General features: G+C 42.9%; 25 protein-coding genes. 11 read left to right on the top strand and 14 right to left on the bottom strand.

Annotation, left to right across the window (positions count from 1 at the left end):
- Positions 1-6: 6 nt before the first annotated feature.
- Positions 7-348: a winged helix-turn-helix transcriptional regulator gene (locus ACZIX4_RS01475; protein ID WP_463333842.1), complete on the bottom strand. Its 342-nt coding sequence runs from the start codon at positions 346-348 to the stop codon at positions 7-9.
- Between the two features lie 94 nt (positions 349-442).
- Between ACZIX4_RS01475 and ACZIX4_RS01480 the strand changes: the two genes are divergently transcribed.
- Positions 443-1,186: an SDR family oxidoreductase gene (locus tag ACZIX4_RS01480; RefSeq protein WP_463333843.1), complete on the top strand. Its 744-nt coding sequence runs from the start codon at positions 443-445 to the stop codon at positions 1,184-1,186.
- A 33-nt stretch (positions 1,187-1,219) separates the two neighbouring features.
- On the opposite strand, the gene ACZIX4_RS01485 is transcribed toward ACZIX4_RS01480, so the two are convergent.
- The 9 genes from ACZIX4_RS01485 to ACZIX4_RS01525 all read right to left on the bottom strand — a co-directional run bounded on the left by ACZIX4_RS01485 (position 1,220) and on the right by ACZIX4_RS01525 (position 9,333).
- Positions 1,220-1,945 (bottom strand): 5'-methylthioadenosine/adenosylhomocysteine nucleosidase, encoded by a 726-nt coding sequence (locus tag ACZIX4_RS01485; protein WP_463333844.1) that lies wholly within the window; start codon positions 1,943-1,945, stop codon positions 1,220-1,222.
- Complete coding sequence (locus ACZIX4_RS01490; protein ID WP_463333845.1) at positions 1,945-2,964, bottom strand: transglutaminase domain-containing protein; 1,020 nt, start codon at positions 2,962-2,964, stop codon at positions 1,945-1,947. Before ACZIX4_RS01490 ends, ACZIX4_RS01485 begins: the two co-directional genes overlap by 1 nt.
- Before the next feature lie 4 nt (positions 2,965-2,968).
- Positions 2,969-4,534, bottom strand: a complete 1,566-nt coding sequence (locus ACZIX4_RS01495) for a GyrI-like domain-containing protein (protein WP_463333846.1) — start codon at positions 4,532-4,534, stop codon at positions 2,969-2,971.
- Between the two features lie 78 nt (positions 4,535-4,612).
- Positions 4,613-4,984, bottom strand: a complete 372-nt coding sequence (locus ACZIX4_RS01500) for a hypothetical protein (RefSeq protein WP_463333847.1) — start codon at positions 4,982-4,984, stop codon at positions 4,613-4,615.
- A gap of 2 nt (positions 4,985-4,986) precedes the next feature.
- The gene (locus ACZIX4_RS01505; protein WP_463333848.1) at positions 4,987-6,837 is read right to left on the bottom strand and encodes a COG3014 family protein; all 1,851 of its coding nucleotides are present in this window, start codon (positions 6,835-6,837) and stop codon (positions 4,987-4,989) included.
- Positions 6,838-6,863: 26 nt separating this feature from the next.
- The gene (locus tag ACZIX4_RS01510; protein ID WP_463333849.1) at positions 6,864-7,457 is read right to left on the bottom strand and encodes a penicillin-binding protein activator LpoB; all 594 of its coding nucleotides are present in this window, start codon (positions 7,455-7,457) and stop codon (positions 6,864-6,866) included.
- A 192-nt stretch (positions 7,458-7,649) separates the two neighbouring features.
- On the bottom strand, positions 7,650-8,252 hold the full coding sequence (locus ACZIX4_RS01515) for a response regulator transcription factor (RefSeq protein ID WP_463333850.1): 603 nt from the start codon (positions 8,250-8,252) through the stop codon (positions 7,650-7,652).
- A complete protein-coding gene (locus tag ACZIX4_RS01520; protein WP_463333851.1) occupies positions 8,249-9,028 on the bottom strand; it encodes a sensor histidine kinase in 780 nt (259 codons plus the stop codon). Before ACZIX4_RS01520 ends, ACZIX4_RS01515 begins: the two co-directional genes overlap by 4 nt.
- Positions 9,029-9,135: 107 nt before the next feature.
- The gene (locus ACZIX4_RS01525; RefSeq protein ID WP_463333852.1) at positions 9,136-9,333 is read right to left on the bottom strand and encodes a hypothetical protein; all 198 of its coding nucleotides are present in this window, start codon (positions 9,331-9,333) and stop codon (positions 9,136-9,138) included.
- A gap of 75 nt (positions 9,334-9,408) precedes the next feature.
- Between ACZIX4_RS01525 and ACZIX4_RS01530 the strand changes: the two genes are divergently transcribed.
- On the top strand, positions 9,409-9,798 hold the full coding sequence (locus ACZIX4_RS01530; protein ID WP_463333853.1) for a pyrophosphohydrolase domain-containing protein: 390 nt from the start codon (positions 9,409-9,411) through the stop codon (positions 9,796-9,798).
- Positions 9,799-9,921: 123 nt separating this feature from the next.
- Here the strand turns inward: ACZIX4_RS01530 and ACZIX4_RS01535 are convergent, their stop codons facing one another.
- Entirely contained in the window at positions 9,922-10,989 is a 1,068-nt protein-coding gene (locus ACZIX4_RS01535; RefSeq protein WP_463333854.1) for a branched-chain amino acid aminotransferase, read from the bottom strand.
- Positions 10,990-11,184: 195 nt separating this feature from the next.
- Between ACZIX4_RS01535 and ACZIX4_RS01540 the strand changes: the two genes are divergently transcribed.
- The 4 genes from ACZIX4_RS01540 to ACZIX4_RS01555 all read left to right on the top strand — a co-directional run bounded on the left by ACZIX4_RS01540 (position 11,185) and on the right by ACZIX4_RS01555 (position 13,320).
- Positions 11,185-11,859: a DUF4920 domain-containing protein gene (locus tag ACZIX4_RS01540; RefSeq protein ID WP_463333855.1), complete on the top strand. Its 675-nt coding sequence runs from the start codon at positions 11,185-11,187 to the stop codon at positions 11,857-11,859.
- Positions 11,859-12,317, top strand: a complete 459-nt coding sequence (locus tag ACZIX4_RS01545; protein WP_463333856.1) for a hypothetical protein — start codon at positions 11,859-11,861, stop codon at positions 12,315-12,317. Before ACZIX4_RS01540 ends, ACZIX4_RS01545 begins: the two co-directional genes overlap by 1 nt.
- Before the next feature lie 3 nt (positions 12,318-12,320).
- Entirely contained in the window at positions 12,321-12,983 is a 663-nt protein-coding gene (gene mnmC2, locus ACZIX4_RS01550) for a tRNA (5-methylaminomethyl-2-thiouridine)(34)-methyltransferase MnmC2 (protein ID WP_463333857.1), read from the top strand.
- Between the two features lie 133 nt (positions 12,984-13,116).
- The gene (locus ACZIX4_RS01555; protein WP_463333858.1) at positions 13,117-13,320 is read left to right on the top strand and encodes a hypothetical protein; all 204 of its coding nucleotides are present in this window, start codon (positions 13,117-13,119) and stop codon (positions 13,318-13,320) included.
- Between the two features lie 89 nt (positions 13,321-13,409).
- Here the strand turns inward: ACZIX4_RS01555 and ACZIX4_RS01560 are convergent, their stop codons facing one another.
- Positions 13,410-14,768 (bottom strand): TlpA family protein disulfide reductase, encoded by a 1,359-nt coding sequence (locus ACZIX4_RS01560; RefSeq protein WP_463333859.1) that lies wholly within the window; start codon positions 14,766-14,768, stop codon positions 13,410-13,412.
- A gap of 183 nt (positions 14,769-14,951) precedes the next feature.
- Between ACZIX4_RS01560 and ACZIX4_RS01565 the strand changes: the two genes are divergently transcribed.
- From ACZIX4_RS01565 to ACZIX4_RS01575, 3 genes are all read left to right on the top strand, one after another.
- Positions 14,952-16,574, top strand: a complete 1,623-nt coding sequence (locus ACZIX4_RS01565; protein ID WP_463333860.1) for an ABC-F family ATP-binding cassette domain-containing protein — start codon at positions 14,952-14,954, stop codon at positions 16,572-16,574.
- Between the two features lie 241 nt (positions 16,575-16,815).
- On the top strand, positions 16,816-18,399 hold the full coding sequence (locus ACZIX4_RS01570; protein WP_463333861.1) for a family 43 glycosylhydrolase: 1,584 nt from the start codon (positions 16,816-16,818) through the stop codon (positions 18,397-18,399).
- Between the two features lie 200 nt (positions 18,400-18,599).
- Positions 18,600-20,807 carry a tetratricopeptide repeat-containing sensor histidine kinase gene (locus tag ACZIX4_RS01575; protein WP_463333862.1) on the top strand — a complete coding sequence of 736 codons (2,208 nt, stop codon included), beginning with the start codon at positions 18,600-18,602 and terminating at the stop codon, positions 20,805-20,807.
- Positions 20,808-20,855: 48 nt separating this feature from the next.
- Here the strand turns inward: ACZIX4_RS01575 and ACZIX4_RS01580 are convergent, their stop codons facing one another.
- Positions 20,856-21,944 (bottom strand): M42 family metallopeptidase, encoded by a 1,089-nt coding sequence (locus tag ACZIX4_RS01580; protein ID WP_463333863.1) that lies wholly within the window; start codon positions 21,942-21,944, stop codon positions 20,856-20,858.
- An 81-nt stretch (positions 21,945-22,025) separates the two neighbouring features.
- Between ACZIX4_RS01580 and ACZIX4_RS01585 the strand changes: the two genes are divergently transcribed.
- Positions 22,026-22,688, top strand: a complete 663-nt coding sequence (locus ACZIX4_RS01585) for a DUF4294 domain-containing protein (RefSeq protein ID WP_463333864.1) — start codon at positions 22,026-22,028, stop codon at positions 22,686-22,688.
- A 91-nt stretch (positions 22,689-22,779) separates the two neighbouring features.
- On the opposite strand, the gene ACZIX4_RS01590 is transcribed toward ACZIX4_RS01585, so the two are convergent.
- Complete coding sequence (locus tag ACZIX4_RS01590; RefSeq protein ID WP_463333865.1) at positions 22,780-23,463, bottom strand: NUDIX hydrolase; 684 nt, start codon at positions 23,461-23,463, stop codon at positions 22,780-22,782.
- A gap of 232 nt (positions 23,464-23,695) precedes the next feature.
- Here ACZIX4_RS01590 and ACZIX4_RS01595 point away from each other — a divergent pair, with 232 nt between their 5' ends.
- Positions 23,696-26,722 carry a SusC/RagA family TonB-linked outer membrane protein gene (locus ACZIX4_RS01595; protein ID WP_463333866.1) on the top strand — a complete coding sequence of 1,009 codons (3,027 nt, stop codon included), beginning with the start codon at positions 23,696-23,698 and terminating at the stop codon, positions 26,720-26,722.
- Positions 26,723-26,726 lie beyond the last annotated feature (4 nt).

Below are 26,726 nucleotides of genomic sequence, written 5' to 3' on the forward strand. Positions count from 1 at the left end.
GCTTTTTTATTTTTCGGTTACAACGTGTTTTATATGGTCACGATGTTGTTTGCCCCAGTCTATCATCGCCTGTATAATAGTGCCGAAGCTTTTACAATATTCTGTCGATTCATATTCTACCCGCACCGGAATATCCGGGTAAACGGTGCGTTTCACAAGATTATTCAGCTCCATTTCTTTCAGTTCCCTTGATAACATACGGGTGGTAATGCCCGGTATGCTGCGTTCTATTTCCCGGAAACGCTTGTTGCCGTTACAAATAGAGTTTATTATGGGCAACTTCCATTTTCCGCCTATAACATAAATAGTGTCCTGTAATGCCTGTAATTCATCGGGCTGGTTACGCATAGTGTCAAATTTAGGTATCTGGTATCACTAATGATACTGGTTACAAAGTTATACCATTTCAGTTATAACTTTGCCTTTACAAATAAATTTAACTATGTACAATTTAGAGAACAAAATAGCACTGGTAACGGGAGGCAACAGCGGCATAGGATATGCCACAGCAAAAATACTTAAAGACAACGGCGCACAGGTTATCATCACCGGACGCAGGGCTGAAGCGGTACAGCAGGCTGCACATGAACTTGGCGTGACAGGATTGGTGTCAAACCAGGCGGACCTTAACGATATTGAAGCTTTGGCTACAACTATTAAAGAACAGTTCGGCAGGGTAGATGTATTGTTTATAAATGCCGGGATATCAAAGCTTTTTGAAATTACCGATGCTACGGAAGAAGGTTTTGATGAAATGATGGATGTGAATTTTAAAGGCGCTTATTTTACCCTTAGCCGTTTTATACCTCTTTTGCCTGAAGGTGCTTCGGTAATTTTCCTTTCGTCTATAGTATCACAAACCAGCAGGCCACATTCTTCCATTTATCAGGCCAGTAAGGCTGCACTTACTTCAGTAATGAAAACAGCCGCGGCTGAGTTGGCTCCTAAGAAAATAAGGGTAAATGCCGTAAGCCCGGGCCCTACTGAAACAGCAATTCTCCAAAAATCAGGATTTAGTGAAGAGATGCTGGATACTATAGGCGATATGATACTGAAAAAAATACCACTATCACGTATGGGCAGGGCAGAAGAAATAGGTGACCTGGTAACGTACCTTGCTGATGAACGCTCAGCATTTATAACGGGTTCAGATTTTATTATAGACGGAGGATATTTATTAGATTAAGATATTCCGGTTAATCCTATCTTGTTTGAAGCGCTATTCTGCAAGGAATAGCGCTTCAATTATTTTTGAGGAAAACGTGCTGGCTACGGTTTCTATAAAGTGCAGGAAGTCGGCGGGTGATTCTTCGTCGGCGGTGTCTGATATGATACGGATTACCGTAAGCGGGGTGTCGTGCTCAAAGCAAACCTGGGCTACGGCAGCACCTTCCATTTCCACACATTGTATTGTGGGGAGTTTTGCCAGTAGGTTTTGCTTGTCGGCTGAGGTGGCAAAAAAACGGTCGCCACTGGCAATGTCGCCCACTACAACTTTTGGGGTAAAGCCCTCAGCAGGGGAACGGAGTATCAGCTGGCTTATCGCTAGTGCAGCCTTATCGCGATACGAGGTATCCGCATCCAGGAATTTTTTACCCAAAAGTGGAATCTGGAATTCCTCCATAATAGGGCGGGCATCAATGTCGTGCTGAATGAGGCGGTCGGCTACTACCACATCGCCTATATTCAGTTCAGGGGCTATACCACCTGCAACCCCCATAAAAACGATACGGTTTACCTTAAATTCGTTTATAAGCGTAGCAGTTGTTGCCGCCGCTGCCACCTTTCCCCAACGTGAAAATACCAATACTACACGTATGCCGTTTATAGTGCCATGCGTATAGGTACGGCGGCCTATAGTGGTTTCCAGTGGGTTTTTTATGAGTGGGATAATACCGTTTATTTCCTGGGGCATAGCGCCCATAATGCCTATGATGGTGTCCATTAGTTTGTAATTTCTATTTTATAACTCACAATCATCTGCCTGTCAAGATATATTTCCAGATAATTGGCTTCAGTGTCAGTTATGGCGTAATTGAAAGAATAGATATTGTCGTCCTTTTTAAAATCAACAGAGACTCCTTCTTGTGTTGAGGTACTGCTTTTTGATTTTGTATTGATTGTTATCGTTTTAATTTCTTTTTCAGATTTAAATTGAATATCAATTCTTTGACATAAGCTCACTTTGATAATACCATTTTGTGGTGCAATGATTTCAAGAGATGGAATATAATCTGTCCTGATGTATGGATTATCCCTGTATTTTTCTGTCGGATAATGTAAAACACCCGGATTAGCGTTATCTTCAGGGTAATGGTCTATGCAAAATTTTTCTACCGGTGTTAACCAATAAAAATTATCGAAAATTTTTTCAAACTTTTTAAGTTTGCCGTCAGGGTAGCGGCTACACCCCCCGGAAGCCCATGTAGCATCAATAAAATAGTGCTTATTATCAAGCCATATACCATTCCATGCATGGCTTTTGCTCCCCATTTCGCCAATATCTTCCGGGCTACGTTTTGTATATCCGGTTACGTAAGATGTTTCTACATTGGCATAGCTGCACATTCTTTGAAAAAGATAGGAATACCCCTCACATACGGCACGCTTTGTCCTTAAAACCACATCAGTGTAATTTATTTCCCATTGTTTAACAAGCTCGTTATAGTCCTTACCTTTTCGTGGTGCCGGCCGTTTGTAATGGTGCCCGGTATTATAGGCAATAACATCATACGCTATATTATCAGTTATCCATACAAAAATGGCACGTGCCTTTTCGGTTTGAGAGGAACAGTTTTGTGTAAGTTGGCTTACGAGTAGTGGTAAATCACCGTCATATTTTTTTGTACGGGAAATACTGTCCAGTTGCGTAAAATCGGTTTGAGGAGCCTGCGCAAAAGCAATAGTACAAAACAGCAGTAATAATAAATGGTAAAGGTGGTGGTTTGGCTTTGGAGATTTCATGGCATTATTCCCTTGGAGGGTTCAGCCCGTCATCACCCTTGCTGCTTGTGGGTGTGGTAGTGGCAGGCGCCGTAGTACTGCGTGGCGTACTGGTTACGGGGGTAGTAGTGGTGCGTCTCCTTGGGGTAGTTGCAGTGCCTGTTGAGGTGCCCGATGTACCTGTAGTACGCCCACCGCCGGTAGCCTGGTTCGTAGATGTCCTTGAACCAGCAGTACGCCCTGAAGGTGTACTGCCCGAAGTTGTGGTGCGTCCGCCTGTTGCGGTATTTGTACCTGTCCTGTTACCTGTTGTAGTACCTGTAGGCTTGGTTCCGGTTGTGGTAGTGCCACTTTGTGTCCTGGTTAGGGAATTGGCGGTAGTGCCTGTAGGCTTTGTACCTGTCGCCGGTGTTGTAGTCCCTGTAGGGTGTGTGGTAGGTGGTACCGTTTGTTGCGGTTTAGTACCTGTTTGTGGTTTTACTACTGGTTTCACAGTCTGGTTAGCTGCCGGTGCTACGGTAGCATCGTTAATAGGTGGCAATATAGGCTGGTTGCTTAACGAATCAACAATTACCGGCTTGCCTATAGGGATGTAAATATCCGTTTGCCATTGCGATGGCCTGCGGGTTTGCCTGGTGCTTTTGGTGTAAATTTCGACATATTCGCCAGTGGTGTTTTCCTCTAACACTTTTTCGGTTACATGTTGCCAAGCCTTTTTCCATGTAGCCGGCAGGTGCGAGTAATCACCCTTAAGCGATGTTTTCAGCGCTTTAAATGCGGTAAGCTCGCCACCGTTATATTCGCTGCCTGCACTGGTAAATATGGCCTCCTTAAGCGGGATGGCGAAAGTACAGGTAGCGGTTTTAGCCGTTTTGTTGAGTTCTTTATAAATGATGAACGGGGCACCGTTTATGGCTATTTTGTTTTGCTTTGCAAAATCCTCCAACTTGCCGAACTGCTCTGCTGACAGGCTGTTTACCTTATCCAAAGGTGTTTTTACGGTATGCCCCAGGTAGAATGCTCCTTTCTTGGTAACGATGTCCTTAACTTCTATCTTGTAGTTTTGCAGTTCTGTAACCAGGTAAGCGTTCAGGTTTTCAAGACCCTGCTGTATGTTCTTTTCGTAATTTTTGCTGATGCCGCCTTTTACAAGAGCCTCGGCTTTTTCCATAAAGGTAAGGTTACCTGTAAGCTTTATACTCACCCGGGTCGATTTCAGCGTGTCCTTAAATTTCCAGGCAAGGCTGCTTTCTAGGTTGTCAACTTCTGTTTTTTGGGTAATGGAGTCGTTTTCGGCGTTAGCAGTAGTGGTAATATTTCCACTGCCTTTAGTGCTTTCCCATCTCATGAAAGCTCCTGTACCGGCGGTCCTGCTGCTGTAGTTAAACGTAGCGGTAGAATCGGCACCTTTAAGCAGGCCCAGGTTTTCCCAGTTTTTAAAATCGTTTACGTAGTTGTACAGTACCGGCCTGGGTACGTTTACCACGGTATGTTTTTCTATGGTATAGGTGCCGTTTTGGGTGGCTATAAACACAGTAAGCGCTATAGCTGCCAAAAGCAGTAACAGAAAAACATATTTTGCAATTTTCATTAACGGGACTAAATTCCTGTAAAATTATAAATAATTCCGTAAATCCCTATTACCCGCGCGTATTTTATAGAAAAGCGTTTATTCGCAGTCTATAAAATTGTTGGGGTAGGGCGAAAGGCTCACTTTGTCTACCGTTATAAAAATGTTGTCGCTGTCGGTGTAGGTTTCTATTTCAGCGCTTACAACGCCAGGGTTCAGTACTTTGCGGTGGGTGGTGGCTTCGTACTGGCCCGATTCGTCGCTTACGTGGTAATTAAAGGAAACAACGGTTTCGTAACTGCTCCTGAACTGTACTTTCCATATATGGCGGTCACCGTTTTTGCCCACATATTTCAGTTTGAACTGTATTTTGCTGTAGCAACTGGTATTTTGCCACTCTTCCTGGTTGTTTTGCTGCGCAAATACCGCAACCGATACCAGTAACAATAATAGGGACATCAGTTTTTTCATGGCTATTGATTTTCAACTTTAATGATGGTCACATAACAGTCTGCACCTTCCTGTACAAACGGGTACCATCCGGTAGTTTCCGCACCCGATTTTACATTGTCGGTAAGGAAGTAATATACATCAGCAGCCTTGCCTTCATCCTGTAGCTTTTCAAATTCATCTAACGATACCAGCTTCATCTTGTCGGTATACGGCTTATCGGTTATGGCATACGTAACTTTTAAGGTAGAAGGCAGCGTGGTTTTAAAAGTGATCTTTTTGCCCCATACGTTTTTGCCTTCAACCATTTCCGGATAGTACTGCACTTTGTACGATACACCCTTTTCGCTGTCTACCCACTTATCATATTTGGCGGCATATTTTGCATCCATTTTTACCGATGGGGTAGCAGCTGGTGTGGTTTTCACCGAAGTATCAGCAGGTAAAATCTGCGTACGGCCCAGGTCGAAATAATTCACAACCTGTATGCCTTTTTTGTACGGAATGGTAAGCGTATCGGTGTCGATAACATTATTCGGCCCGTACTTTTTTATGATGAACCTGTTTTCACCCGAAGGGCTGAGCGGTACGCGTGCATAGTTTATGGTAGCGGGTAGCGACTGCCAGTTGCGTGTATCGGCCTTTTCGGTAATGGCGCCTGCGGCATCGGCACCCAGTCGTACCAGTTCGGCACCGTCTTTACCTACTGCCTCCCGGGTAATCTCCTGTAAAAGTATGCTCCCTGCCTTTTTTGCGGCAAAGCGAGTGGCTATGTTCACCGTTTCGCGCAGGTTGCGGTCTTTTAGGCACTGTTTAGCAATAGGGTAAAAATCCTGTGCGGTTTCAAAATATTGTTCCTTACCGTTTACTGTAAGCGAAGCCTTACCGTAGTAGCTGGTGCTACGGGTGTATTTAGGTATGGCAATGGCATTGATATTACCCAGGTTGCTGCCAAAAGGTATAGGGATGAGGATGTCCTGTACCACGCCGTCTTCCATATAAGAGCCATAGAAAAAACTACCCGCGCCCGATGCCGTAACTACTATCTGGTCTTTTACAGGGCCAAGGCCGTTTTCCCAGAAAATGATGGCCTCGCCATCGCTTGCAGGTTTAGGTGGCACTGTATTAGCAGGAAGCTTAAACAGTTTCAGGTAGTCGTGATATTCCTGCGTGAAACCCAGCGCGTAAGAAGTACGCAGCAGGTCGGCCTGTAATTGTCTAGGCAGTGCTACACCATAGTAGGTACCTCCGGCAGAGGTATAAATTTCTTCGGCATTACGGTAGGCAATAAAAGCATTGTTTATATCGCCGGTACTTTCGTACAATATACCCTGTAATATCTGGCTAAAGGCATCGCGAGTGTATTTGTTTTTATTGTCTTTGTAGCGGTTGTTAAGCTCCTGTAATTTCAGGTCGATACGCTTGGCTTCTACCAGTGCCTCATCGGGCTGGCCCAGCATAAAATAGTTGAGCGCCTTGTAGTAGTGTATGGTTACTTTTTCAAAATCCTCGCCTTTGTAGGGTGCAGCCATAGGATTGGTAAGGTTAGCCGCTACGGCATGCCCGGCAGAGGTTTTTATCCTGTCGTCTACAAGTATGTATGCTGCTTCAAAAAGTTCGTTGCTTTCCTCATAATTGCCACGCATGTGCTCCATTTTTCCTTTTTCAAGGAGGTAAAGGAGTTTGTTGCGCTTTTTACCGAGGAACTTGTTTTTGTCTATCAGCCCCGAAGCATGTTCAAAGCGCCCGTTTACCATTTCCTGCTGTACATCGGTAATTTTATCGTTGTACGTAGCGCAGGAGGTAACGGATACCAGTAAGAGTAAAAGTGCCGCCCTTAGCGGGGCGGCAACAAAGGTTACGGCTCTTTTCATCTGTTCAAAAAAGAAATTAGCCTATATTATCGTACGATTTTTTTAATCTTTTTGTCGCCTATCCATACCTTTTCGTTGGTTTGGATGTTAGTAAGCTCTAGGTCTATCTGGTAGTATACGGCTTTTTCTTTTTTGCCCTGGTCTACAATAGAGTTTACAGTACCCTGCAGCATAAAATCAGCGCCATGTTCTAAACCAAATTTCTTAATGGTATTCTGTGCAGCATTGGTTTGCTGATCGGCACGCTCAGCCCTTACTTCCTCACGCATGTTACCGGCTTGTACCAGCTTCATACGGCCTGAGTTGATAATGGCTTTTTCTATGTCTTTAGAAAAAGTTTCGGTAGCTATATGTTCGTGTGATTTGTTTGTGATAAGGCCTACAATGATTACCGGCTTTTTGGCAGCGTTTTCACTGGCGTAAGTGCTGTACCATGAGTGGTCCATCATTTCGGCGGTAATTTCTTCTGCTGTAAGACGAGAGTCGGTATCGTTCCAGCGGCCGCTAAGGTCGGTTACGCTGTTTTCGTTTACGCGTTCTACAGTTTGTTTAGATGAACAGTTGGTTAAAGAAAGCCCAAGTGATGCTACAGCAAGAAGGGTAAAGATATTTTTTTTCATTGTTTTGTTTTTTGATTAATGTAAATGTATTGATAATTTTAATATGGTTAACCGTGTTAAATCAAAGAGCGTGCCAAATAAAACCATGGGTCCCTCACTGAGGGACCCATTTCCTAAACCAACTACAAATAACTAAAATAAAAATTTAGTTAGCTCTTTATACATGCGGCTTTAGCAGCCTGTTTTTGTTTTTTAAAAATCGTATTTCTTTTCTACTGAGTAACGTACCAAATCGTTTTTACCCTGAAGGTTAAGCTTTTTCAAAATGTTTTTGCGATGGGTATCTACGGTGGATTTTTCTATGAACAACACTTCAGCTATTTCCTGCGATGTTTTTCCCTGGCCTACCAGTTTCAGTATTTCGGCTTCGCGTTTGCTAAGTATTATTTCGGCCTTCTTTGCAGGTAACTTCGCCTGGGTGAAATACGTTTCTCCTTTATACACAGCCCTTATAGCCGCAGTTACGTCCTTTAACGACGCGCTTTTCAGTATATACCCCGACGCCCCCGCTTCCTGCATTTGCGCTATGGCATCTTCCTGGTCAAACATGGTGAAAGCTATTACCTTACAATGCGGGAATTCTTTTTTAATGGTTTTGGTGGCACTTATCCCGTCCATTACCGGCATACGAATATCTGTAAGCACCACATGGGGCTTTTTTAGGCGTACTATATCCAGCAGGCCGGCGCCGTTATTGGCTTCGCCCACTATAGAAATCCCTTTTTCGTATTCCAGGTACACTCTCATGCCGTCTATAAGTGCCTGGTGGTCTTCGGCAATGGCTACGGTTATCATATCGGTATGTCTATTAGTATGGTGGCTCCCCTTCCGGGAGCAGAATCTGCGTTAAATGTACCGCCAAGCTGTGCCACCCTGCCCGAAATATCTTTCAGTCCGTTCCCTTTCATTAAAGCCTTGTGTATGCTAAATCCTTTTCCGTTGTCTTCGGCAATAATGTTTACCAGGTTGTCATGCCCGGTAAGCTGAATGGTGGCTTCGGTGGCTCCGCTGTGCTTTATAATGTTAAGGCACAGTTCGTGCACAATGATTAAAATGCTTATTTCCTGCGCGTTGCCCAAACGTTCAGAGAGGTTAAAGATAAGCATTTGTATATTTACATCCGTATTTTCTGATGCAATTGCTTCAAGTTTTTTTAAGGCGGGTATTAAACCTTCGTTTGCACCTACGCCAAAGCTTTTACTTGCGCCCAGCCTCTTTACCTTTTGGTAGCCCTGTTCCAGCAATTGGCCGGTATTATACAGCAGCTGGTTTTCCCTTTCACCGGCAGGCGGGTTCAGTACGCTGATACTTTCAAAGTTTGCCCTTAGTGCGGCCAGGGTACTGCCCAGGTTGTCGTGCAGTTCATCCATAGCCATAGTCCGTTCCTGTTCCTGCTTGTTCAGCATGGTGCCCAGGCTTACGATTTCATGCCCTTTAAGGTCGTTTTCAAGTTCAAGAAACCGTATGTGTTCGCTTTGTAGCGACAACTTTTGCTGATAGTAGTCTGTTACAATATAGAGTATACCGAAACACAATATCAGCATCAATACAATGATACTTAAGGTTAACATGTAATAGGTCGTGTTTTCTGTTTAGCAATTTTCCCGTTGGCAAATTTGGGCAAAACAGAAGCATAAAAAAATCCCCATAAGTAGGGATTTTGATTTTTTTAACACAGTTAGTGTATGGTGTCCTTAGTAAGTACCTTTATAACAAAAAGCAATGCTATAAACCCAAGGAATGCCAGCAGTATAATGTATGTTTTTTTATAATGAAGCTTGTGCAGTGGCAGGTCTTTACGGTACATAAATACCAGTGCTGTTACAAAAACCACCACAAACAAGGCTGCAAAAACAATTTGTCCGGTAGAAAACATGTTGAAATCTTTTGTGCAAAGTTACGGTAACAGCCCTTATTTCGGCTTACTTTTAATCCATAAATTTTTTGCACAATGAAAAAACAACTCGACTCCGTAAAGCTGTTCCATACTTCGTTTAAACTTGGGGTAGGTGAGGCTCCACGTGCCACGCTTGGCGATAACATCAACCTGCTGCGTTACAACCTGATGAAGGAAGAAAACGAAGAATACCTGGAAGCGGTACAAAATAACGATCTTGTAGAAGTAGCAGATGCCCTGGGCGATATGCTGTATATACTGTGCGGCACCATTATAGAGCATGGCCTGCAACACAAAATAGAGGAAGTGTTTGATGAAATTCAGCGTAGTAACATGAGCAAGCTGGATGATAACGGCGAACCCATATACCGCGAAGATGGCAAGGTAATGAAAGGTCCTAATTACTTTAAACCTGACTTTACTGAGATACTTTCAGGTTTGTAGTTCATGGTTTATTGTTTATAGTGCTGCCCAAACCCGGAACAAGTGAATAAAAAATGCCTTAGAATTTTCTAAGGCATTTTTTGTAGGCTGATAGCTCATAGCTAAGTGCTGACAGCTGTAAAATTATATTTTCACCGTCCACCCAAAGGCGTCTTCGGCTACTTTATACTGTATGTTAGTAAGCTTTTCTTTAAGCTGAAGCGATACAGGGTTTTCCTGCACCGGCAGTTCATAGTAGTTTTCCTGGTAGCTAAAGCCCTTAATAGGGTTAATTACCGCAGCGGTACCGGCCCCGAAAATTTCCTGTAACGAACCGTCTTTAATACCTTCTATAAGTTCAGATACCAGTACCGGGCGCACTTCCACCTTCAGGCCTTCGCTTTCCGCAAGGGCTATAATACTCTTACGGGTTACGCCGTCCAGTATACGCTCGCTGGTAGGTGCGGTACACAGGGTATCGTTAAAACGGAAAAATACGTTCATGGTACCTGCTTCTTCCAGCTTGGTATGCGTGGCATCGTCTGTCCAAATTACCTGCTGGTAGCCCTGCTGGTTTGCCAGCCTGGTAGGATAAAACTGCGCCGAATAGTTACCTGCTGCCTTAGCAGCACCTATACCGCCATTTGCAGCACGGCTAAAGTGTTCTGCAATAAGCACTTTTACCTCGCCTGAGTAGTATGACTTAGCAGGCGACATAATAATCATGAACCTGTATTCCTGCGATGGCGATGCTATAACACCGTGTCCGGTGGCTATCATAAACGGGCGCAGGTACAGGGAGTTGCCCTTGCCTTTTTTTACCCACTCGCTGTCCAGCGCTATCAGTTGCTTAAGGCCTTCCATAAATACATCTTCGGGTACTTCGGGCATGGCCAGGCGTACTGCCGATTTGTTAAAGCGGATGTAGTTTTGGTCGGGCCTGAAAAGCCAGATGTCGTCTTGCTCATCCTTGTAGGCTTTCATGCCTTCAAAAATGGCCTGTCCGTAGTGGAATACCCTGGACGACGGATCCATAGGTATAGGGGCATAGGGTTCAATTACCGGTGTGCCCCACTGTCCATCCTTATAATCGCAGTACAGCATGTGGTCTGTAAATACGTTCCCGAATGGCAGGTTGTTGAAGTCTACAGCTCCTATCTTTGAGGTTTGGGCTTTGTGCACTTCAATGGCAAAAGTAGGGTTACCGCTCATTATTGTATTGTAGTTTAGGGTTATTCGCGTTTTCGCAAATTTACTAAAAAATCATAGTTAGGCCGGTTTTGGTAGAAAAAAATGAAAAATAAAAAAACAATGGGCTGAAAGAAAGAAATATAAATAAAGGCGTTAAGTTGTTGTAATTAAACTTTCTGTATAAATTTGTCACACAAAAGACCAAATTAGTTAAAAATGAGAAAGACCATAGTGCTTGCCGCCGCGCTGCTTAGCCTGGCCGCCTGTAAGAAAAACGAAACTGAAGTAAAAACCGAAGATACGGTTATAGAAGGCGAACACGATACTACTAATGTGGATGTAGATACGGTAACTAATGATGCTGAAGCGCCTGAGGCCAAAGAAGCCCCGGAAGCTGCTGAGCAACCTGAAAAACCGGAAGCTAAAGAAAAGCCTGAAGTGAAGGAAAAACCTGAGGCAGCCGAAAAGAAAGTATCGGCGGATAAAGCCGACTATGCATCGTTTGGAGATAAGATAGTGGCCGATAATGCACTGAGCAAAGAGCAGATGCTTAAAAAATACAATACACTGAAACCGGGCGATTCTGTAAACGTGAAGTTTAAGACCAATATAAAGGACGTGTGCCAGAAGAAAGGTTGCTGGATGTCGCTGGACCTTTCGCAGGGCAAAGAGTCTTTTGTGAAGTTTAAGGACTATGCGTTTTTTGTACCGCTAAATGCAGGCGGACAGGAAGCTGTAGTGCAGGGTAAGGCTTTTGTTAGCGAAATATCTGTAGCGCAACTGAAGCATTATGCCAAAGACGGTGGCAAAAGCGAGGAGGAAATTGCCAAAATAACCAAGCCTGAAGTTAAGTACGGATTTATGGCCGATGGTGTGCTGATAAGCAAATAATGAGGAAAGTACTTTTTATATTGGCGGTTTTTACCGCTCTTTCTGCCTGTAAAAAAGAAGCCCCTGCTAAAGTAGAGACTGCCAAAAAAGATACTGCTGCCTGTGCCAAGCCGAAAAAGGAGTTCAAGATGTATGAAATGAGCGAACTGGCAGCGCTTATGGAGCAGATGTATGTGGAAAATGAGCAGCTGAAGCAGCGCATTGTTAAAGGCGAAGCAGTAGGGCATTTCCCGGAGCATATTGTAAAGATACATTCGGCGGCCATGACCGATGAAAGCGACCGCGATGCTTTTTTCAATGAGCAGGCTTCCAATTTTATAAAGGCACAGGAGCTGATTTATAACGACCCGAAGAATGCCAAACAGCATTTTAACGATGCTGTTACAGCCTGCCTTAGCTGCCACGAAGGCAAGTGTGGCGGCCCCATACCCAGGATTAAAAAACTTTACATAAAATAAATTTTGAAAAGGGAAATTATAGTAACCGGCGACGGATCGGTAACCATACACCTTCCGGATATGAAGGAGAGTTACCACTCTAAGTTTGGCGCCATACGCGAAGCATACCATGTATTCATACAAAACGGGCTGGCCTTAACCAATGGGCAGCCCGTTGCCATTTTAGAAATAGGCTTCGGTACGGGGCTTAACGCATTTATTACGTACCTTGAAAGCCTTAAAAACGGACAGAGTATAAATTATACAGGGGTAGAGGCATACCCTGTAGCATTAGAAGAAGCCCTACAGCTGAATTATGTAACCGAACTTAATGCCGGTGCACACAGCGATATATTTAACACAATGCATGCAGCAAAGTGGGAAGAAGCGGCAATATTGAATGATACATTTACGTTAACTAAGCAGCATAAGTTCTTTCAGGATATAGACGATACCGAGATTTACGACCTGATTTATTTTGATGCCTTTGGTTACCATGCACAGCCCGAATTGTGGAGCGAGGAGATTTTTGCCAAAATGTACAGGGCACTTAAGCCCGGTGGCATACTGGTTACCTATGCCTGCCGCACCGTAATAAAAAATGCCATGAAGGCTGTCGGCTTCACCACCGAAAAACTACCCGGCCCACCGGGCAAGCGTGAAATGCTGAGAGGTTTTAAAAATTGAAATGTGGTTAAATAATTGTCATATTTAAAATTTTATTAGGTTAAAATTATGATATTCGTTTTTTAGGCTGGAAATAATTTTATACTTTTACATCCAAGTTCTTACTATAACCATAAATTCAAACCATCATTTTATGCCTGCATCCATGTTTAATTACACTAAAACAGTGCTGGAAACGGTAAGTTTCGACCCGTCGCTGTTTTGCAAGGAAGTAGAAAAAGCCTTAAAAATGCTGCTGCCTTATGAGCTGGAACAGCTGGTAGAGTGGCTTTACAAATTTACCACCAACAGGCCCGAGCTGCAAAGCTGCCTTACAGTAGTAGAAAATACAAAATAAAGGTCGCTGCCTTTATTTAAAAAACCGGTTACCCATTACAGGCAGCCGGTTTTTGTTTTTATTGGGGTTTTGTAATCTCTCGGTGGTTTTTATCTCAGCTCTTTTTCAAAGCCGTCATCAAGCAGGTTGGTAAACGCATTTTTTATAGAGCCATCGGCATTAAGCACTATGGTGCGGTTTATTTTGGTAAGTACCCATTTCTGCCTTAGTTCTTCAAAACGGGTAGCACGCAGCTGCTTTACACCTTCCAGGTCGTATACCTGTAGGTCTTTGCGCCATTCGGTATCGTTGTCTACGTTTATGCCTATAAAGTCTACATTTTTGTGCTGTGCTTTAAGCTCAGTTATTTTATCATATACTTTTTGCAGGTTTACACGGGCGCATCCTGTCCAGAAAAACACTACGGTTTTTCGGGCTATATCCTTTTGTATATCAAACGGTTTATTATCAAGGCCCGTAAGTGCTATTACAGGCAGTTTTTTACCTTCAGAAAGCTCTTTTATGCTTTCACGCATTTTGTCAATCTCATTATCCGGGCCTTTATCGGTAGAAAGTTCGCTATAGCGCTGTAAGAATTTTTGGTTATTAACCACATTTTGGTCCTGGAGCAGGTAAGCAAACGCAATAGAATTTAATATCTGGTTTTTAATTTCCGGGTTCTTAAAGATAGAGTCGGCTATATTCAGCTTGTTAAGGCTGTATTCCAGGCTGTTTTCCTTAAATTCAGCACCTACAGGAAATGTTTTATAGTACGCCAGGTTATTGGTCAACGCCATGCTGTAGCGTACAAATGGCGAAAAACCGGCCAGTTTACTGTTGTTAAAATCTACTGTTTTACGGTAATTAAAAAAGTCTTTAGGTACCTTAGGGCGAATGTCTGTAGCCGTGCGGCGTGCGTATACGTACGAATAATATTCCTTGTAGGCATAGTAATTCAGCTTAAGGCGGTATTGGGCATAAAAGTCAAAACCCTCGCTCCACTGTATGTCCTGCTTGCTTTTTTTGTAGAATTTTTCCCTGCTCGCGTAGCCCGAATCAATGTAATGGCTGTACGCTTCGGGCGTAGCAGAAAAAATATCATAAGAGTTTTTGCGCGAATGCTCGTGCATGGCAAAAAGCTCCATCATAAAATTGTTCTTACGGTCGCCGCGACCACTGAATACTATAGACCTGTCGAAATCATCGGCGTCTATAGCTACCGAAATGCTGTCGTTTTTATCGAAATAAATGTACTGGTAATCAGGCTCCAGTTTAAAGCTGTACATGCCTGGGGTGAGCGAATCGAATTTTACGGAGAAACGGTTTTCCTTGTCCAGCTTTATGGTATCTACCACTTTGTTATCGCGGCTGAAAAGCAGGTAGGGCTGGCGTGCATTTTTCACCTGGCCGCTAAAATAAGCGGTGTAATTATCATCATCGCCCCCGCAAGACGCGAGCAGCAGTAACATAATATACAAAGGCCATTTGGTAAGGTTACAAGACATTCAGGTGAATAATGGTGCAAATGCAAAAATATTTTTATTATGCTATTGAAGTTGTTAAAAGACCGTTAAATCATGTATGGGTAAGCTTATTGGTTTGCGCTGCAAATGAAAGGCTATTTTTTTATATTTTTGCAAAAAAAAATTCAGATGCTGTCAGTTTCAAATCTATCGGTGCAGTTTGGCAAAAGGATTTTGTTCGACGAAGTGAACACAACCTTTACCCAGGGTAACTGCTACGGAATAATAGGTGCCAACGGTGCCGGTAAATCTACTTTCCTAAAAATCCTATCGGGTGATATGGACCCTACATCGGGGCGCGTACACCTGGAACCCGGCAAGCGTATGAGTGTGCTGAACCAGAACCACAACATGTTTGACGAACATACGGTACTGGAAACCGTGATGATGGGGAACAAAACCCTTTTCTCGGTAAAAAAGGAAATGGATGAAATATACCTGAAGCCTGATTTTAGCGATAAAGACGGTGAAAGGGTGGGGGAACTGCAGATTATTTTTGAAGAAATGAACGGCTGGAACGCCGACTCAGATGCCGCTACTATGCTGAGCAACCTGGGTATAGGCGAGGAGTTCCACTACACCCTTATGGGCGATATGGACGGTAAACTGAAAGTACGTGTGCTATTGGCGCAGGCACTTTTCGGAAATCCGGACGTACTGATAATGGACGAACCTACCAACGACCTTGACTTTGAAACCATATCATGGCTGGAGAATTTCCTTGCCAATTATGACAATACTGTAATAGTAGTATCGCACGACCGTCACTTCCTTGATGCTGTGTGTACTCACATTTCGGATATCGACTTTGGTAAGATAAACCACTTTAGCGGTAACTATACGTTCTGGTACGAATCGAGCCAGCTGGCCCTTAGGCAACGTGCCCAGCAGAACAAAAAGGCTGAGGAGAAGAAGAAGGAACTACAGGAATTCATCATGCGTTTTAGCGCTAACGTGGCCAAAAGTAAGCAGGCTACCAGCCGTAAAAAAATGCTTGAAAAACTTAAAGTTGACGATATTAAACCATCAAGCCGCCGCTACCCGGCCATTATATTTGAGCAGGAGCGCGAGGCAGGTGACCAGATACTTAACGTAAAAGACCTTTCGGCTTCTGTAGACGGTGAGCTGTTGTTTAAGAACATTGACCTTAACATGGCCAAAGGCGATAAGATAGTGGTGTTCTCTAAAGACAGCCGTGCTACCAGTGCCTTTTACGAAATTATAAACGGTAACCTTACTGCAGATACCGGTACATACGAGTGGGGTATTACCACCATACAAAGTTACCTTCCGGCAGATAACCACTCGTTTTTTGAAAACGACCTTACCCTTGTAGACTGGTTGCGCCAGTGGGCCAAGACAGAGGAAGAACGCGACGAGGTTTATGTACGTGGTTTCCTTGGTAAGATGATTTTTAGTGGTGAAGAAGCCCTTAAAACCGGCCGTGTACTATCGGGTGGTGAAAAGGTACGTTGTATGCTTAGCCGTATGATGATGCTTCGTGCCAATGTACTGATGCTTGATGAGCCTACAAACCACCTTGACCTGGAAAGTATTACGGCGTTTAACAACTCGCTTAAGAACTTTAAAGGTTCGGTGCTGTTTACCACGCATGACCACGAGTTTGCACAAACGGTGGCAAACCGTGTGATAGAAATAACCCCTAAGGGCGTTATAGACCGCTACATGACATTTGACGATTACCTTGACGACGAAAAAGTACAGGAGTTGCGTAAGAAAATGTATTCTTAAAGCGACTAAGCCGCTTAGCTTCTGAGGTGCTGAGTTGCTGAGTTTTCAGTCGCAGTCGCAGTTTTCAGGAATTGACAATATTAAAATCCCGTAAGTATATATGCTTACGGGATTTTTTTGCTAAGAAGCTAAGTGGCTCAGATGCTTAACAGCTTAGGATTTCAGGACATTACAGGACACCTCATTTTAAATATTTCTACATATTTACAGATGATAATTATTGCATTAATAATTAAGCATCATGATGATTAAGAAGATTATTGTAGCTGTAGGGTTGCTATGGCTGGGGACTGCCGTTGCCCAAACGAATATTAAAAACGATGTGTTTTGGGATACGGCACAGGGCACTCCCATATACAGCCAGGGCGGGGGTATCTTTAAATTTCCCGATCCTGCTACGGGAAAGGTAAAGTACTTTTGGTACGGCGTAAATTATGAAGAAGCCGAAACCTACCGTAATGCTCCGCAGGTAACCCTGAAAAATTCAACATTTAAAACCGTTACATGCTATAGTTCTACTGACCTTGTTAACTGGAAGTTTGAGGCTGACGTAATGACCACAGCAGAGGCTTTTACAAACGGGATGAAACCTACATGGGTGGGGCGCCTTGGGGTGGCTTACGTAAAAGAAATGCGTAAATATGCCCTATTTGTGCAGCGTGGCGCTAAAGTGCTGGTGGCTGTTAGCGATACGCCAACCGGGAAATTTTCAGAGCATAACGAGATTGATATGGAGCCGATGATTGGCACTACCAATACGGGCGACCAAACTGTTTTTACCGATGAAGATACCGGAAAATCGTACCTGGTGTATTGCTACGGAAGGGGCAGGGATAAAATTTACCTTTCGGAAATAGGGATTAAAGACGGTAAGATAGGCCTGCTGGATTGTAACAAAATATTCCAGGGAGCAAGCCGTGAGGGCAATTGTATGTTTAAATATGGCGGCAAATACTACATGTGCGCATCAAACATATACGGGTGGGACTGTTCTTATGCCTACTATCTTGTGGCCGATGATATAAAAGGACCTTACATTCCTTCTAACGATATGCAGGTGATGAACGGCAGTGAAAAGGATTATGCTCACGTAACGCAGACCGGATTTTTTCTGTCAGTAAAAGGTAGCAAACAGGAAACAATATTGTATTGCGGCGACCGTTGGGCTGATTTTGCAGGGAATGGGTTGGGCTACAACCAGTGGTTCCCGCTGTCGTTTAACGGGCCGGTGCCGTATTTTAACTCGCTAAGCAGCTGGAACCTGAACGAGCAGACAGGCGAGTGGGCTGTAGCCAATGATAACAACTATGTAATGAACGGCAGCTTCGAAGCCGACCGCAATAAGATACCCAGTGCCGTAAAGCCTGTGCAGGATTTTCTGCTGGGGTGGGACACTGAAGTTATAGAAGGCAATAAGGTAACGGTAGGCAGTGACGATTCGCCACAGCTGAATTACTTTAATACCAAAGCCGACAGGAAGGTAGTAATAGGGGAGAAGAGCCTGAATATTAGTGATAAGGTAGCCTTTAAACGGAAGGTAAGCCAGGTGATAACATCTACCCCGTATGTGGAATTAACAGACGGGAAGTATACACTAACCGCAAAAGTGCAGAACAGTAAAGGTTTCTCTAAACTCGAAATGTACGCACAAGGGGGCAGTAAAGTACAGGTATACAGCATCAAAAATGAAAATACGGCCTGGCAAACCATCACCATAAAAGATGTGGTAGTTAAAGGCGGCAAAGCAGAAATTGGCTTTATAGCCGAAGGTGCGGCCGGTGCCTTTTGCCATATAGATGATGTTTCTTTTTTAAGAAGCTTCTGAGCTGCTTAGCTTCTGATCTTCTGAGTTTTAAGTCACAGTCACAGTTTCAGTAAAAGTATAAATTATGAAAAATCCCGTGAGTAAATATACTCACGGGATTTTTTGCTAAGATGCTCAGCAGCTAAGTAGCTAAGAAGCTTACTTCTAATTGTTTGGTTTTTTTGTTTTTAAGATTATATTTACAAAACAATCAAAACTATATGAAGGCATTTATTCACGTTATTATGGCAGGCATACTGCTGTATGCCATGCCGGTACATGCATTTAACAGCATTGTACCCGACAAGGGTACAACTGAACGTATACAAAAGCTGCTGGATGACGCCGCTACTTTACTTCAAAATCCGGCTTATACGGATAAAGATGTGGCGAAAAGCATAGATATGATACACCGGGCCGAACAGCTTGCTGTGGCAACGAATGATAATATTAAGTTGACTGCCTGTTACATGTATTACATTGAAGCCTTTTGCAAAAACAACCATAAAGAAAAGGCGTTGTTTTATTACAATAAGGCGTTGCCACTGCTGGCAGGAAAAAGGACAGAGACGGCCGGTGATGTCCATCTTCACCTTGCCTTTTATTATTATAATCCCGATACAGATGATGATAAAAGGATAGCGCTTATACAGAAAGCCATTCACTATTTTGCTGCAAACAAATTTTTTAAAAAAGCAGGTGAAACCTCTGAAATGCTTGCCGATGAATACCGGTATTTATTGAAGGATGATAAGGCTATAGCCGCTTTAGAAAACGCCATCGGTTACTATGATAAGGCAGGGTATAAACAGTTACAGCGTTTGTACGATACCATGGGCGATTGTTATACCTTTTTACACAGAGACGATTTAGGCTTAAAATACGGGCTTATGGCTGCCCGCCTGGCAGATAAATATAAAGATTCGCTTATGTTGCCTACTATTTGTACTTCTATGAGCCTGAAGTATTTTAATATAAAGGAGCCTCAAAAGGCGTTGGATTACTGTGAGAAAGGGATTCCTGTTGCAGAAAAGAACAATGATACTCTAAATATTTTTTACCTGTACAATAATGCTGTGGCTGCATTATCTGAGCTAAAACGCTTTGATGAAGGGCTGCACAAGCTTGATTACCTTTTTAAGCATTATACCTTTTCAGATGAAAATATTTTCCTAAGCACCCATTGCCTCTACATAGATTTATATCTTGGTAAAAAGCAGCATAAGAAAGCACTGGCCTATTTACAAAAGATACGGCAAATGGTACCGTCTGGCGATAACGAACATGCCGGTAATTATTATTACGTATACAAGGCCTATATTAACACATATATTGCCAATAATCAGTATGATAAGGCACGGCAATATTTGGGGTTGTACAAGAAAATGGTGGCAGGTGATTCTTTAAATACCAATATATTTATTTACCATTGGCAATACCAGCTCGATTCTGTGTCGGGTAATTATGCCGGGGCCCTGAAAAACTTCCATGCATTCCAGGATCAGAAAAATAAAATGTATAACCAGGCCAAAAGCATGCAATTTGCCGAACAGGCTACTATTTATGAAACCGAAAAGAAAGACCATGAAATACAGCTGCTGTCGAAAGACGGGCAGCTGCAACGGCAAAAGGCAAAACAGGCCCGATTGGAGCGAAATCTTGCGTATGGGCTTGGGCTATTCATCATAGTTATTGCCGTTGTAGTATTTATTTTATACAGGAAAAAGGTAAGGATTACCCGTATACTACACAGGCAGCAGTCCGTTATCAACCATAAAAATACCATATTGAGCCGACTTGTACAGGAAAAGGAATTCCTGCTTAAGGAAATACACCACAGGGTAAAGAACAATTTACAGATTGTTATAAGCCTGCTGAACACTCAGTCGGAATACCTTGAAGACCCTACGGCACAAAAAGCAATAAACGACAGCCAGAGGAGGGTACACTCTATGTCGCTCATCCACCAGAAACTGTACCAGAACGACAGCCTTTCGTCCATCAATATGGAAAACTATGTAAGGGAGCTGGTGTATTTCCTTAAAGACAGCTTTGATGCCGAAAAGATACATTTCGCATTGAATGTTGAAGCTGTAGATTTTGATGTGTCTCAGGCGGTACCCACAGGGCTGATACTTAATGAAGCCATTACAAATTCCATTAAATATGCCTTTAAGGATGCAGTGATAAAGCCTGTTATAGAAATATCTTTACACCAAACAGATAACGGGCTGTACAGCCTTATGGTGAGGGATAACGGAAAAGGCCTGCCCGACGGATTTGATATTGATGAAACCGATTCGTTAGGTATGACGCTACTGCGAGGGCTGAGTAATGAACTGAATGGCGATTTCGAAATTTATACTGAAAACGGTGTAGTTATACACATTACTTTTGAAAGGTATGTAGCTAACAGTGCTGTATCATAAAAAAGTCCTGCCTTAAATATTTAAGGCAGGACTTTTGCTCAGATGCTTTTATTTAAAATAAGAAAACGTTTCACCGTCCTCTATATTCAGTAGTGTTTCGTATATAAGTCGGATTACATTTTCTACATCCTCTTTCTGTACCATTTCTACAGTGGTGTGCATGTAGCGTAGCGGTAGTGAAATAAGTGCAGAAGCCACACCGCCGTTGCTGTATGCAAAAGCATCGGTATCAGTGCCCGTAACGCGGCTCGATGCCAGGCGCTGGAATGGTATTTCGTTTTTCACGGCTGTGTCAACAATAAGTTCACGCAGCTTGTTTTGCACTGCCGGGGCATAAGTAACTACGGGGCCTTTTCCTATTTGTGTATCGCCTTCAATCTTTTTGTCAATCATAGGTGTGGTACTGTCGTGACACACATCGGTAACAATAGCTACATTCGGGCGTATGGTTTTGGTAATCATTTCGGCACCACGCAGCCCTACTTCCTCCTGTACAGAATTGGTAATGTATAGTCCAAACGGCAGTTTTTTGCCATTTTCGTGCAACAGGCGTGCTACTTCGGCAATCATGAAGCCACCAATGCGGTTATCTATGGCGCGGCATACGTACTTGTTTTCGTTCAGTACCATAAACTCATCGGGGTAGGTAATTACACACCCCACGTGCACGCCCAGTTTTTCTACCTCGTCTTTGTTGCTACAGCCCAGGTCTATAAACAGCTGCTCGGTTTTCACAGGTTCTTCCTTACTGCGTATACGCGTATGTATGGCCGGCCACCCGAAAACTCCTTTCACAATACCGTTTTTGGTGTGTATGTTCACGCGTTTGCTGGGGGCTATCATGTGGTCGCTGCCGCCGTTGCGAATCACATAGATAAGGCCGTTGTCGCTAATATAATTTACGTACCATGATATTTCATCACTGTGGCCTTCAATCACCACTTTATAAGGGGCATCGGGGTTAATAACGCCTACTGCAGTGCCGTAAGTATCGGTTATAAAAGTGTCTACATAAGGTTTCAGGTACTCCATCCATATTTTTTGCCCTTCGCTTTCATATCCGGTAGGGGAGGCGTTGTTTAAATATTGCTCTAAAAATGCTACAGAAGCATCGTTTAGTATAGTTTTTGCAGACATAAATTTAATTTTCGGCTAAAATATAAATTACATAGCAGAGTTATATATTATTGTATACATTTGAGCAGAATTTTTATGAACATGAAACCAACTTTCTTTATTGTTTTGTTCCTGCTTTTATGCGGCCTCACCAGCCATGCCCAGGTAATACAAAACGATAGTATAGTACAGGACTCTATTGTGTTTAATACCCAGCTTCCCGATTTGGTTATTGGCGGTGTGAAGGATTCTATTTCTCCCGATGAAAAAGCACAGCTTATGGCGCTGCGCCGCCGTGTGCTGAAAGTATACCCGTATGCAAAGATTGCGGCTGAAAGGATTACCACGTTAAACTACAACATGTCTCGCCTTAAATCTGAAAAGGATAAGAAGAAGTACGCCAAGATGGTAGAGAAATACCTTGAAGAAGAGTTTGAGGGCCAACTGAAAAAACTGTCGCGCAAGGAAGGCCAGATACTGGTAAAACTGATTTACAGGCAAACCGGTGAAAGTACCTATGACCTTATTAAGGAGCACAAGAACGGTTGGAAAGCTTTTTGGAGCAACCGTATGGCTAAGCTTTTCCAGATAGACCTTAAAAGGACGTATAGCCCGGCAAATGTAGCCGAAGACTTTATGATAGAAGGCTTTTTACTGAAGGCTTTTGATGAGCATAGGCTTATAAGGCAAGAACCTGCCTTTACCATAGACTATCCGGCCCTTAAAAAACAGTGGCACGCGAGGCAGAAAGAAAAAAGCGAATAGCTTTCAGCAATCAGCGATTAGCCATCAGCTCTCATCTGAATTTTTTATAGCTTTTGTTATCGCTGAAAGCTGATTGCTGACAGCTAAAAAGCTACAGCTTAAACGTAAAACCGTCTGACACCTTACTATTATACTTCTCCTGGTCAAACATGTACAGGAACGATCCTTTTCGGGATGATTTCATATCCTTCTCTTCGGTTTTTACCAAAATATCCAGGCCATTTATCTTATTGATAAAGTTGCGCTTATCCAGCTTTTCTCCCAAAATAGCTTCATACAGTATTTGCAGCTGCTTCATGGTGAATTTTTCAGGCAGCAGTTCAAATCCTACAGGTTTAGTGGAAGCGCGGTAGCGCAGGCGCGTAAGGGCATTTGCTACCATTATATTATGGTCGAAGATAAGGCTGGGAAACTCATTAATATCAAACCACTCTGCCGAGAAGTTAGAATTCAGTTCGGTGTGTTCTGATATATTAATGAGTGCGTAGTAGGAAATAGATACCGTGCGTGCAACAGGATCCCTGTCTATAGCGCTATAGGCGCGCAGCTGCTCCATGTATACATTATTAAGGCCCGTAAGGTGGTGCAGTACGCGTGTAGCGGCATTATCCAGGTTTTCATCCGGACGCAAAAATCCGCCCATAAGAGACCATTTACCCCTTTCGGGTTCAAAATCCCTTTTTATCAGCAATATTTTAAGCTGTTTTTTGTCAAATCCGAAAATGATACAGTCGGCTGCTAAGAGTACTTTTTCCTGGTCGTTATAACTATTCATGTGTGTGTGAATTGGTGGCAAGTTAAGAACTATGGTTGTAACATGCAATTATATTGCATAAATCGCATGAAAATACAAATTTTTAGCGAGAACGTTGTAGCATTACAGGGTTATTAGTTTATTTATAATAAATTTTAAAAAAGTGAAAAATTTATTTGCTTTTTTAGATAATCTTTAACTAAATTTGGAAGTGTAAAAAATACATTTATTAAACAAACCAAATTTTAATTTTATGATGGCATTAACCACATTATTAAAAGACACCGCTTGCAGGGTTATTAAAAGTAAGCTTGCAGGTTTAATGTTCGTGCTGTTTACCGCACTCACGGCTTCGGCCCAGGTAAACATAAGCGGTACGGTAACATCGGCAGAGGATGGCATGGGCCTTCCTATGGCCACCGTTATTGTAAAGGGGACTTCAAACAGTGTGTCTACCGACCTTGATGGTAATTTTTCTATCAAGGCCAGCGCAAACGATGTATTAGTTTTCTCATACATTGGTTTCGCAAACCAGGAGGTTACAGTAGGTAGCCAGACTACTATTAATGTAAAGCTTGCCTCGTCTGCCACGCAGCTGGACGACGTGGTGGTTGTAGGTTACGGAACCGCTAAAAAATCCGACCTTACAGGATCTGTAGGGGTTGTAAATGTTGAAAATGCAAAAAAGACCATTAGCTATGATGTGGCTAAGCAGCTACAGGGCCAGGTGCCGGGTGTTACCGTACAAAGTAGTGGTGAGCCGGGTGGTTTTGTAAACATCAAAATCCGTGGACTAACTTCATTTACAAACAATAACCCGTTGTTTGTAATAGACGGTATGATTGTAGATAACCCTTATGACTTTGCTCCGGGTGAAATAGAAACCATGCAGGTGCTAAAAGATGCATCGGCAGCGGCTATTTACGGTGTACGTGGTGCAAATGGTGTTGTAATTATTACTACTAAAAAAGGTAAGGCAGGTAAAACCAGCGTTAACTTTAAGTCGCTTACAGGTTTCCAGACAATTGGTAAAAGGATTCCGGTTACAAACAGGGAACAATACCAGCAAATTACAAACCAGGCCTATATTAACTCGGGCCAGTCTATACTTCCGGGTAACGACCCTAACAGCCCGTATTTTATAGACGATGTAGATACTAACTGGCAAGATGCTGCCTACCGTACCGGCCGTGTGGAAAACCACTCATTAACCTTTAGCGGTGGTGCCGAAAACATGAACTACAGTGTAAACGTAGACTACTTTAAAAATACCAGTTATCTTAAAGTTCCTCAGGCGTATGAGCGTTACACTACCAGTGTTAATGTAGGTGGGCAAAAAGGAAAATTTAAGTATACTGCCAAATTAGGCTACACTAACAGTGATAAGGAAAACTTCAACTCATATAACGGAGAGTCTCAAATAACAGCATTGCTTCAGGCTATACCTACCATGCCGGTGTACGACCCTAACAGGCTGGGTGGTTACGGAGGTACAGATAACCTTACGCAAAGGGCTATTACCCTTAACGTTATAGGCTGGAACAACCTGCTTACTAACAGTACAGACAGGAACCGTTTTATAGGTAATATTTATGGTGAGTATGAAATTATCAAAGGCCTAAAATATTCACTTAGGGTTACTGCAGATAAGCTTGATGCTAAGAACAGGATGTTTGTACCGGAGAGCGACCTTGGCTGGTATTATATAACTACAAGGGATGAGTCTGCCCTAAACATAAACCATACCAGTGAAACCAGGACTATTATAGATAACCTGCTTAACTATGAAGTTACAATTGGCAAGCATAAGATAGAAGCGCTTGTAGGTAATGTACAGGAAGACTGGAGGACAGAATATATGTGGAGCCGTGGTGTAGGCTATGACTATGGAGAAATAGCACAAATACAATATGGTGATGCTATTTCAGGTGGTGAAAGCTTTACCCGTGAAACGAGGATGTCATACCTTGGAAGGCTAAACTATACGTTTAACGATAAATATTTCTTAACCGTTAACTTCCGCCAGGATAAATCGTCAAGGTTTGCGCCTAAAAACGATACCGGTAACTATTATTCAGTATCTGGTGCGTGGAAAATAAGCAACGATATAAAACTGCCTGAGTGGTGGGATTCATTAAAGCTTAGGAGTGGTTATGGACTATTGGGTAACAACACTATAGCACCTTACATGTATTCGCCGTTAACCAACCCGTTTGCAGGCTACAATTTTAACAACTCACTTGCACAAGGTACAACGGTAGTGGCTCTTATAGACCCGGAAATTAAGTGGGAAGATACTACAACATGGAATGCTGCACTTGAATTTTCCATGTTTAAAAATAAACTTCAGTTTACCACAGAATATTATATAAGGACATCAGATGACGTACTGGCAGACCAGCCGATACCGTTTTCATCAGGTGCTTTCCCAGCAACTATTTCTACTAACATTGGTAAACTAAGAAACAAAGGCCTTGAGTTTTCGGTAACGTATATGAACCATGACCATGATTTTAAATGGGACATTAATGCAAACGTTGGTACACTGAAAAATGAGGTGCTTAAAATTTCTAATCAAAACCTGCCGCTAACAGGTACAAACTCACAAACGGAGGTAGGCCGTAGCGCCGGTGAACTTTATACCTATGTAGCTGAAGGTATTTTCCAGGATGCTGCAGACATTGCAAACCACGCTACACAGCCTCTTGCACAGCCCGGCGACGTGAAATTTAAAGATATTAACGGCGATGGCCAGATTAATGATAACGACCGTACCTATACAGGTGTTACAATACCAAAATACAGCTACGGTTTTAACTTTAATGCCAGCTATAAAAACTTCGATTTCACAATGTTCTGGCAAGGTCACGGAGGTAACAAGGTGTATAACGGTACCTACAATGCGCTAATGATAGGTGGCCTTCTTAACCACCACAAAGACATGCTTAATTACTGGACGCCGGACAATACAGACACTAACGTACCACGCCCGGATGTACTTGAAGCTAATGCTAATGCAAGGCCATCTACACGATTTATAGAAAAAGGTGACTATATAAGGCTGCAAAACCTTCAGGTAGGCTTTAATGTACCTTTAGATAAGAATAAATATGTAGAACGTATAAGAGTGTATGCACAGGGATCTAACCTGCTTGCCATTTCGCCTTACAAAGGTATCGACCCGGACTTTATGAACGATGGACTTAGGTCAAGGGGCTTTGACGGAGGCTCGTTCCCTAACCCACGTACGCTAACACTTGGTATTGAAGCTAGTTTCTAAAAAA

It is taken from the genome of Flavobacterium niveum (assembly GCF_055231775.1).

Coding starts and splice junctions, on each gene's coding strand:
- ACZIX4_RS01585 (WP_463333864.1), top strand. CDS start 22,026: ATGAAACCAACTTTCTTTATTGTTTTGTTCCTGCTTTTATGCGGCCTC.
- ACZIX4_RS01480 (WP_463333843.1), top strand. CDS start 443: ATGTACAATTTAGAGAACAAAATAGCACTGGTAACGGGAGGCAACAGC.
- ACZIX4_RS01515 (WP_463333850.1), bottom strand. CDS start 8,252: ATGATAACCGTAGCCATTGCCGAAGACCACCAGGCACTTATAGACGGC.
- ACZIX4_RS01490 (WP_463333845.1), bottom strand. CDS start 2,964: ATGAAATCTCCAAAGCCAAACCACCACCTTTACCATTTATTATTACTG.
- ACZIX4_RS01475 (WP_463333842.1), bottom strand. CDS start 348: ATGCGTAACCAGCCCGATGAATTACAGGCATTACAGGACACTATTTAT.
- ACZIX4_RS01580 (WP_463333863.1), bottom strand. CDS start 21,944: ATGTCTGCAAAAACTATACTAAACGATGCTTCTGTAGCATTTTTAGAG.
- ACZIX4_RS01575 (WP_463333862.1), top strand. CDS start 18,600: ATGAAGGCATTTATTCACGTTATTATGGCAGGCATACTGCTGTATGCC.
- ACZIX4_RS01535 (WP_463333854.1), bottom strand. CDS start 10,989: ATGAGCGGTAACCCTACTTTTGCCATTGAAGTGCACAAAGCCCAAACC.
- ACZIX4_RS01485 (WP_463333844.1), bottom strand. CDS start 1,945: ATGGACACCATCATAGGCATTATGGGCGCTATGCCCCAGGAAATAAAC.
- ACZIX4_RS01555 (WP_463333858.1), top strand. CDS start 13,117: ATGCCTGCATCCATGTTTAATTACACTAAAACAGTGCTGGAAACGGTA.
- ACZIX4_RS01530 (WP_463333853.1), top strand. CDS start 9,409: ATGAAAAAACAACTCGACTCCGTAAAGCTGTTCCATACTTCGTTTAAA.
- ACZIX4_RS01505 (WP_463333848.1), bottom strand. CDS start 6,837: ATGAAAAGAGCCGTAACCTTTGTTGCCGCCCCGCTAAGGGCGGCACTT.
- ACZIX4_RS01520 (WP_463333851.1), bottom strand. CDS start 9,028: ATGTTAACCTTAAGTATCATTGTATTGATGCTGATATTGTGTTTCGGT.
- ACZIX4_RS01500 (WP_463333847.1), bottom strand. CDS start 4,984: ATGAAAAAACTGATGTCCCTATTATTGTTACTGGTATCGGTTGCGGTA.
- ACZIX4_RS01545 (WP_463333856.1), top strand. CDS start 11,859: ATGAGGAAAGTACTTTTTATATTGGCGGTTTTTACCGCTCTTTCTGCC.
- ACZIX4_RS01590 (WP_463333865.1), bottom strand. CDS start 23,463: ATGAATAGTTATAACGACCAGGAAAAAGTACTCTTAGCAGCCGACTGT.
- ACZIX4_RS01560 (WP_463333859.1), bottom strand. CDS start 14,768: ATGTTACTGCTGCTCGCGTCTTGCGGGGGCGATGATGATAATTACACC.
- ACZIX4_RS01565 (WP_463333860.1), top strand. CDS start 14,952: ATGCTGTCAGTTTCAAATCTATCGGTGCAGTTTGGCAAAAGGATTTTG.
- ACZIX4_RS01495 (WP_463333846.1), bottom strand. CDS start 4,534: ATGAAAATTGCAAAATATGTTTTTCTGTTACTGCTTTTGGCAGCTATA.
- ACZIX4_RS01595 (WP_463333866.1), top strand. CDS start 23,696: ATGATGGCATTAACCACATTATTAAAAGACACCGCTTGCAGGGTTATT.
- ACZIX4_RS01570 (WP_463333861.1), top strand. CDS start 16,816: ATGATGATTAAGAAGATTATTGTAGCTGTAGGGTTGCTATGGCTGGGG.
- ACZIX4_RS01525 (WP_463333852.1), bottom strand. CDS start 9,333: ATGTTTTCTACCGGACAAATTGTTTTTGCAGCCTTGTTTGTGGTGGTT.
- ACZIX4_RS01540 (WP_463333855.1), top strand. CDS start 11,185: ATGAGAAAGACCATAGTGCTTGCCGCCGCGCTGCTTAGCCTGGCCGCC.
- ACZIX4_RS01510 (WP_463333849.1), bottom strand. CDS start 7,457: ATGAAAAAAAATATCTTTACCCTTCTTGCTGTAGCATCACTTGGGCTT.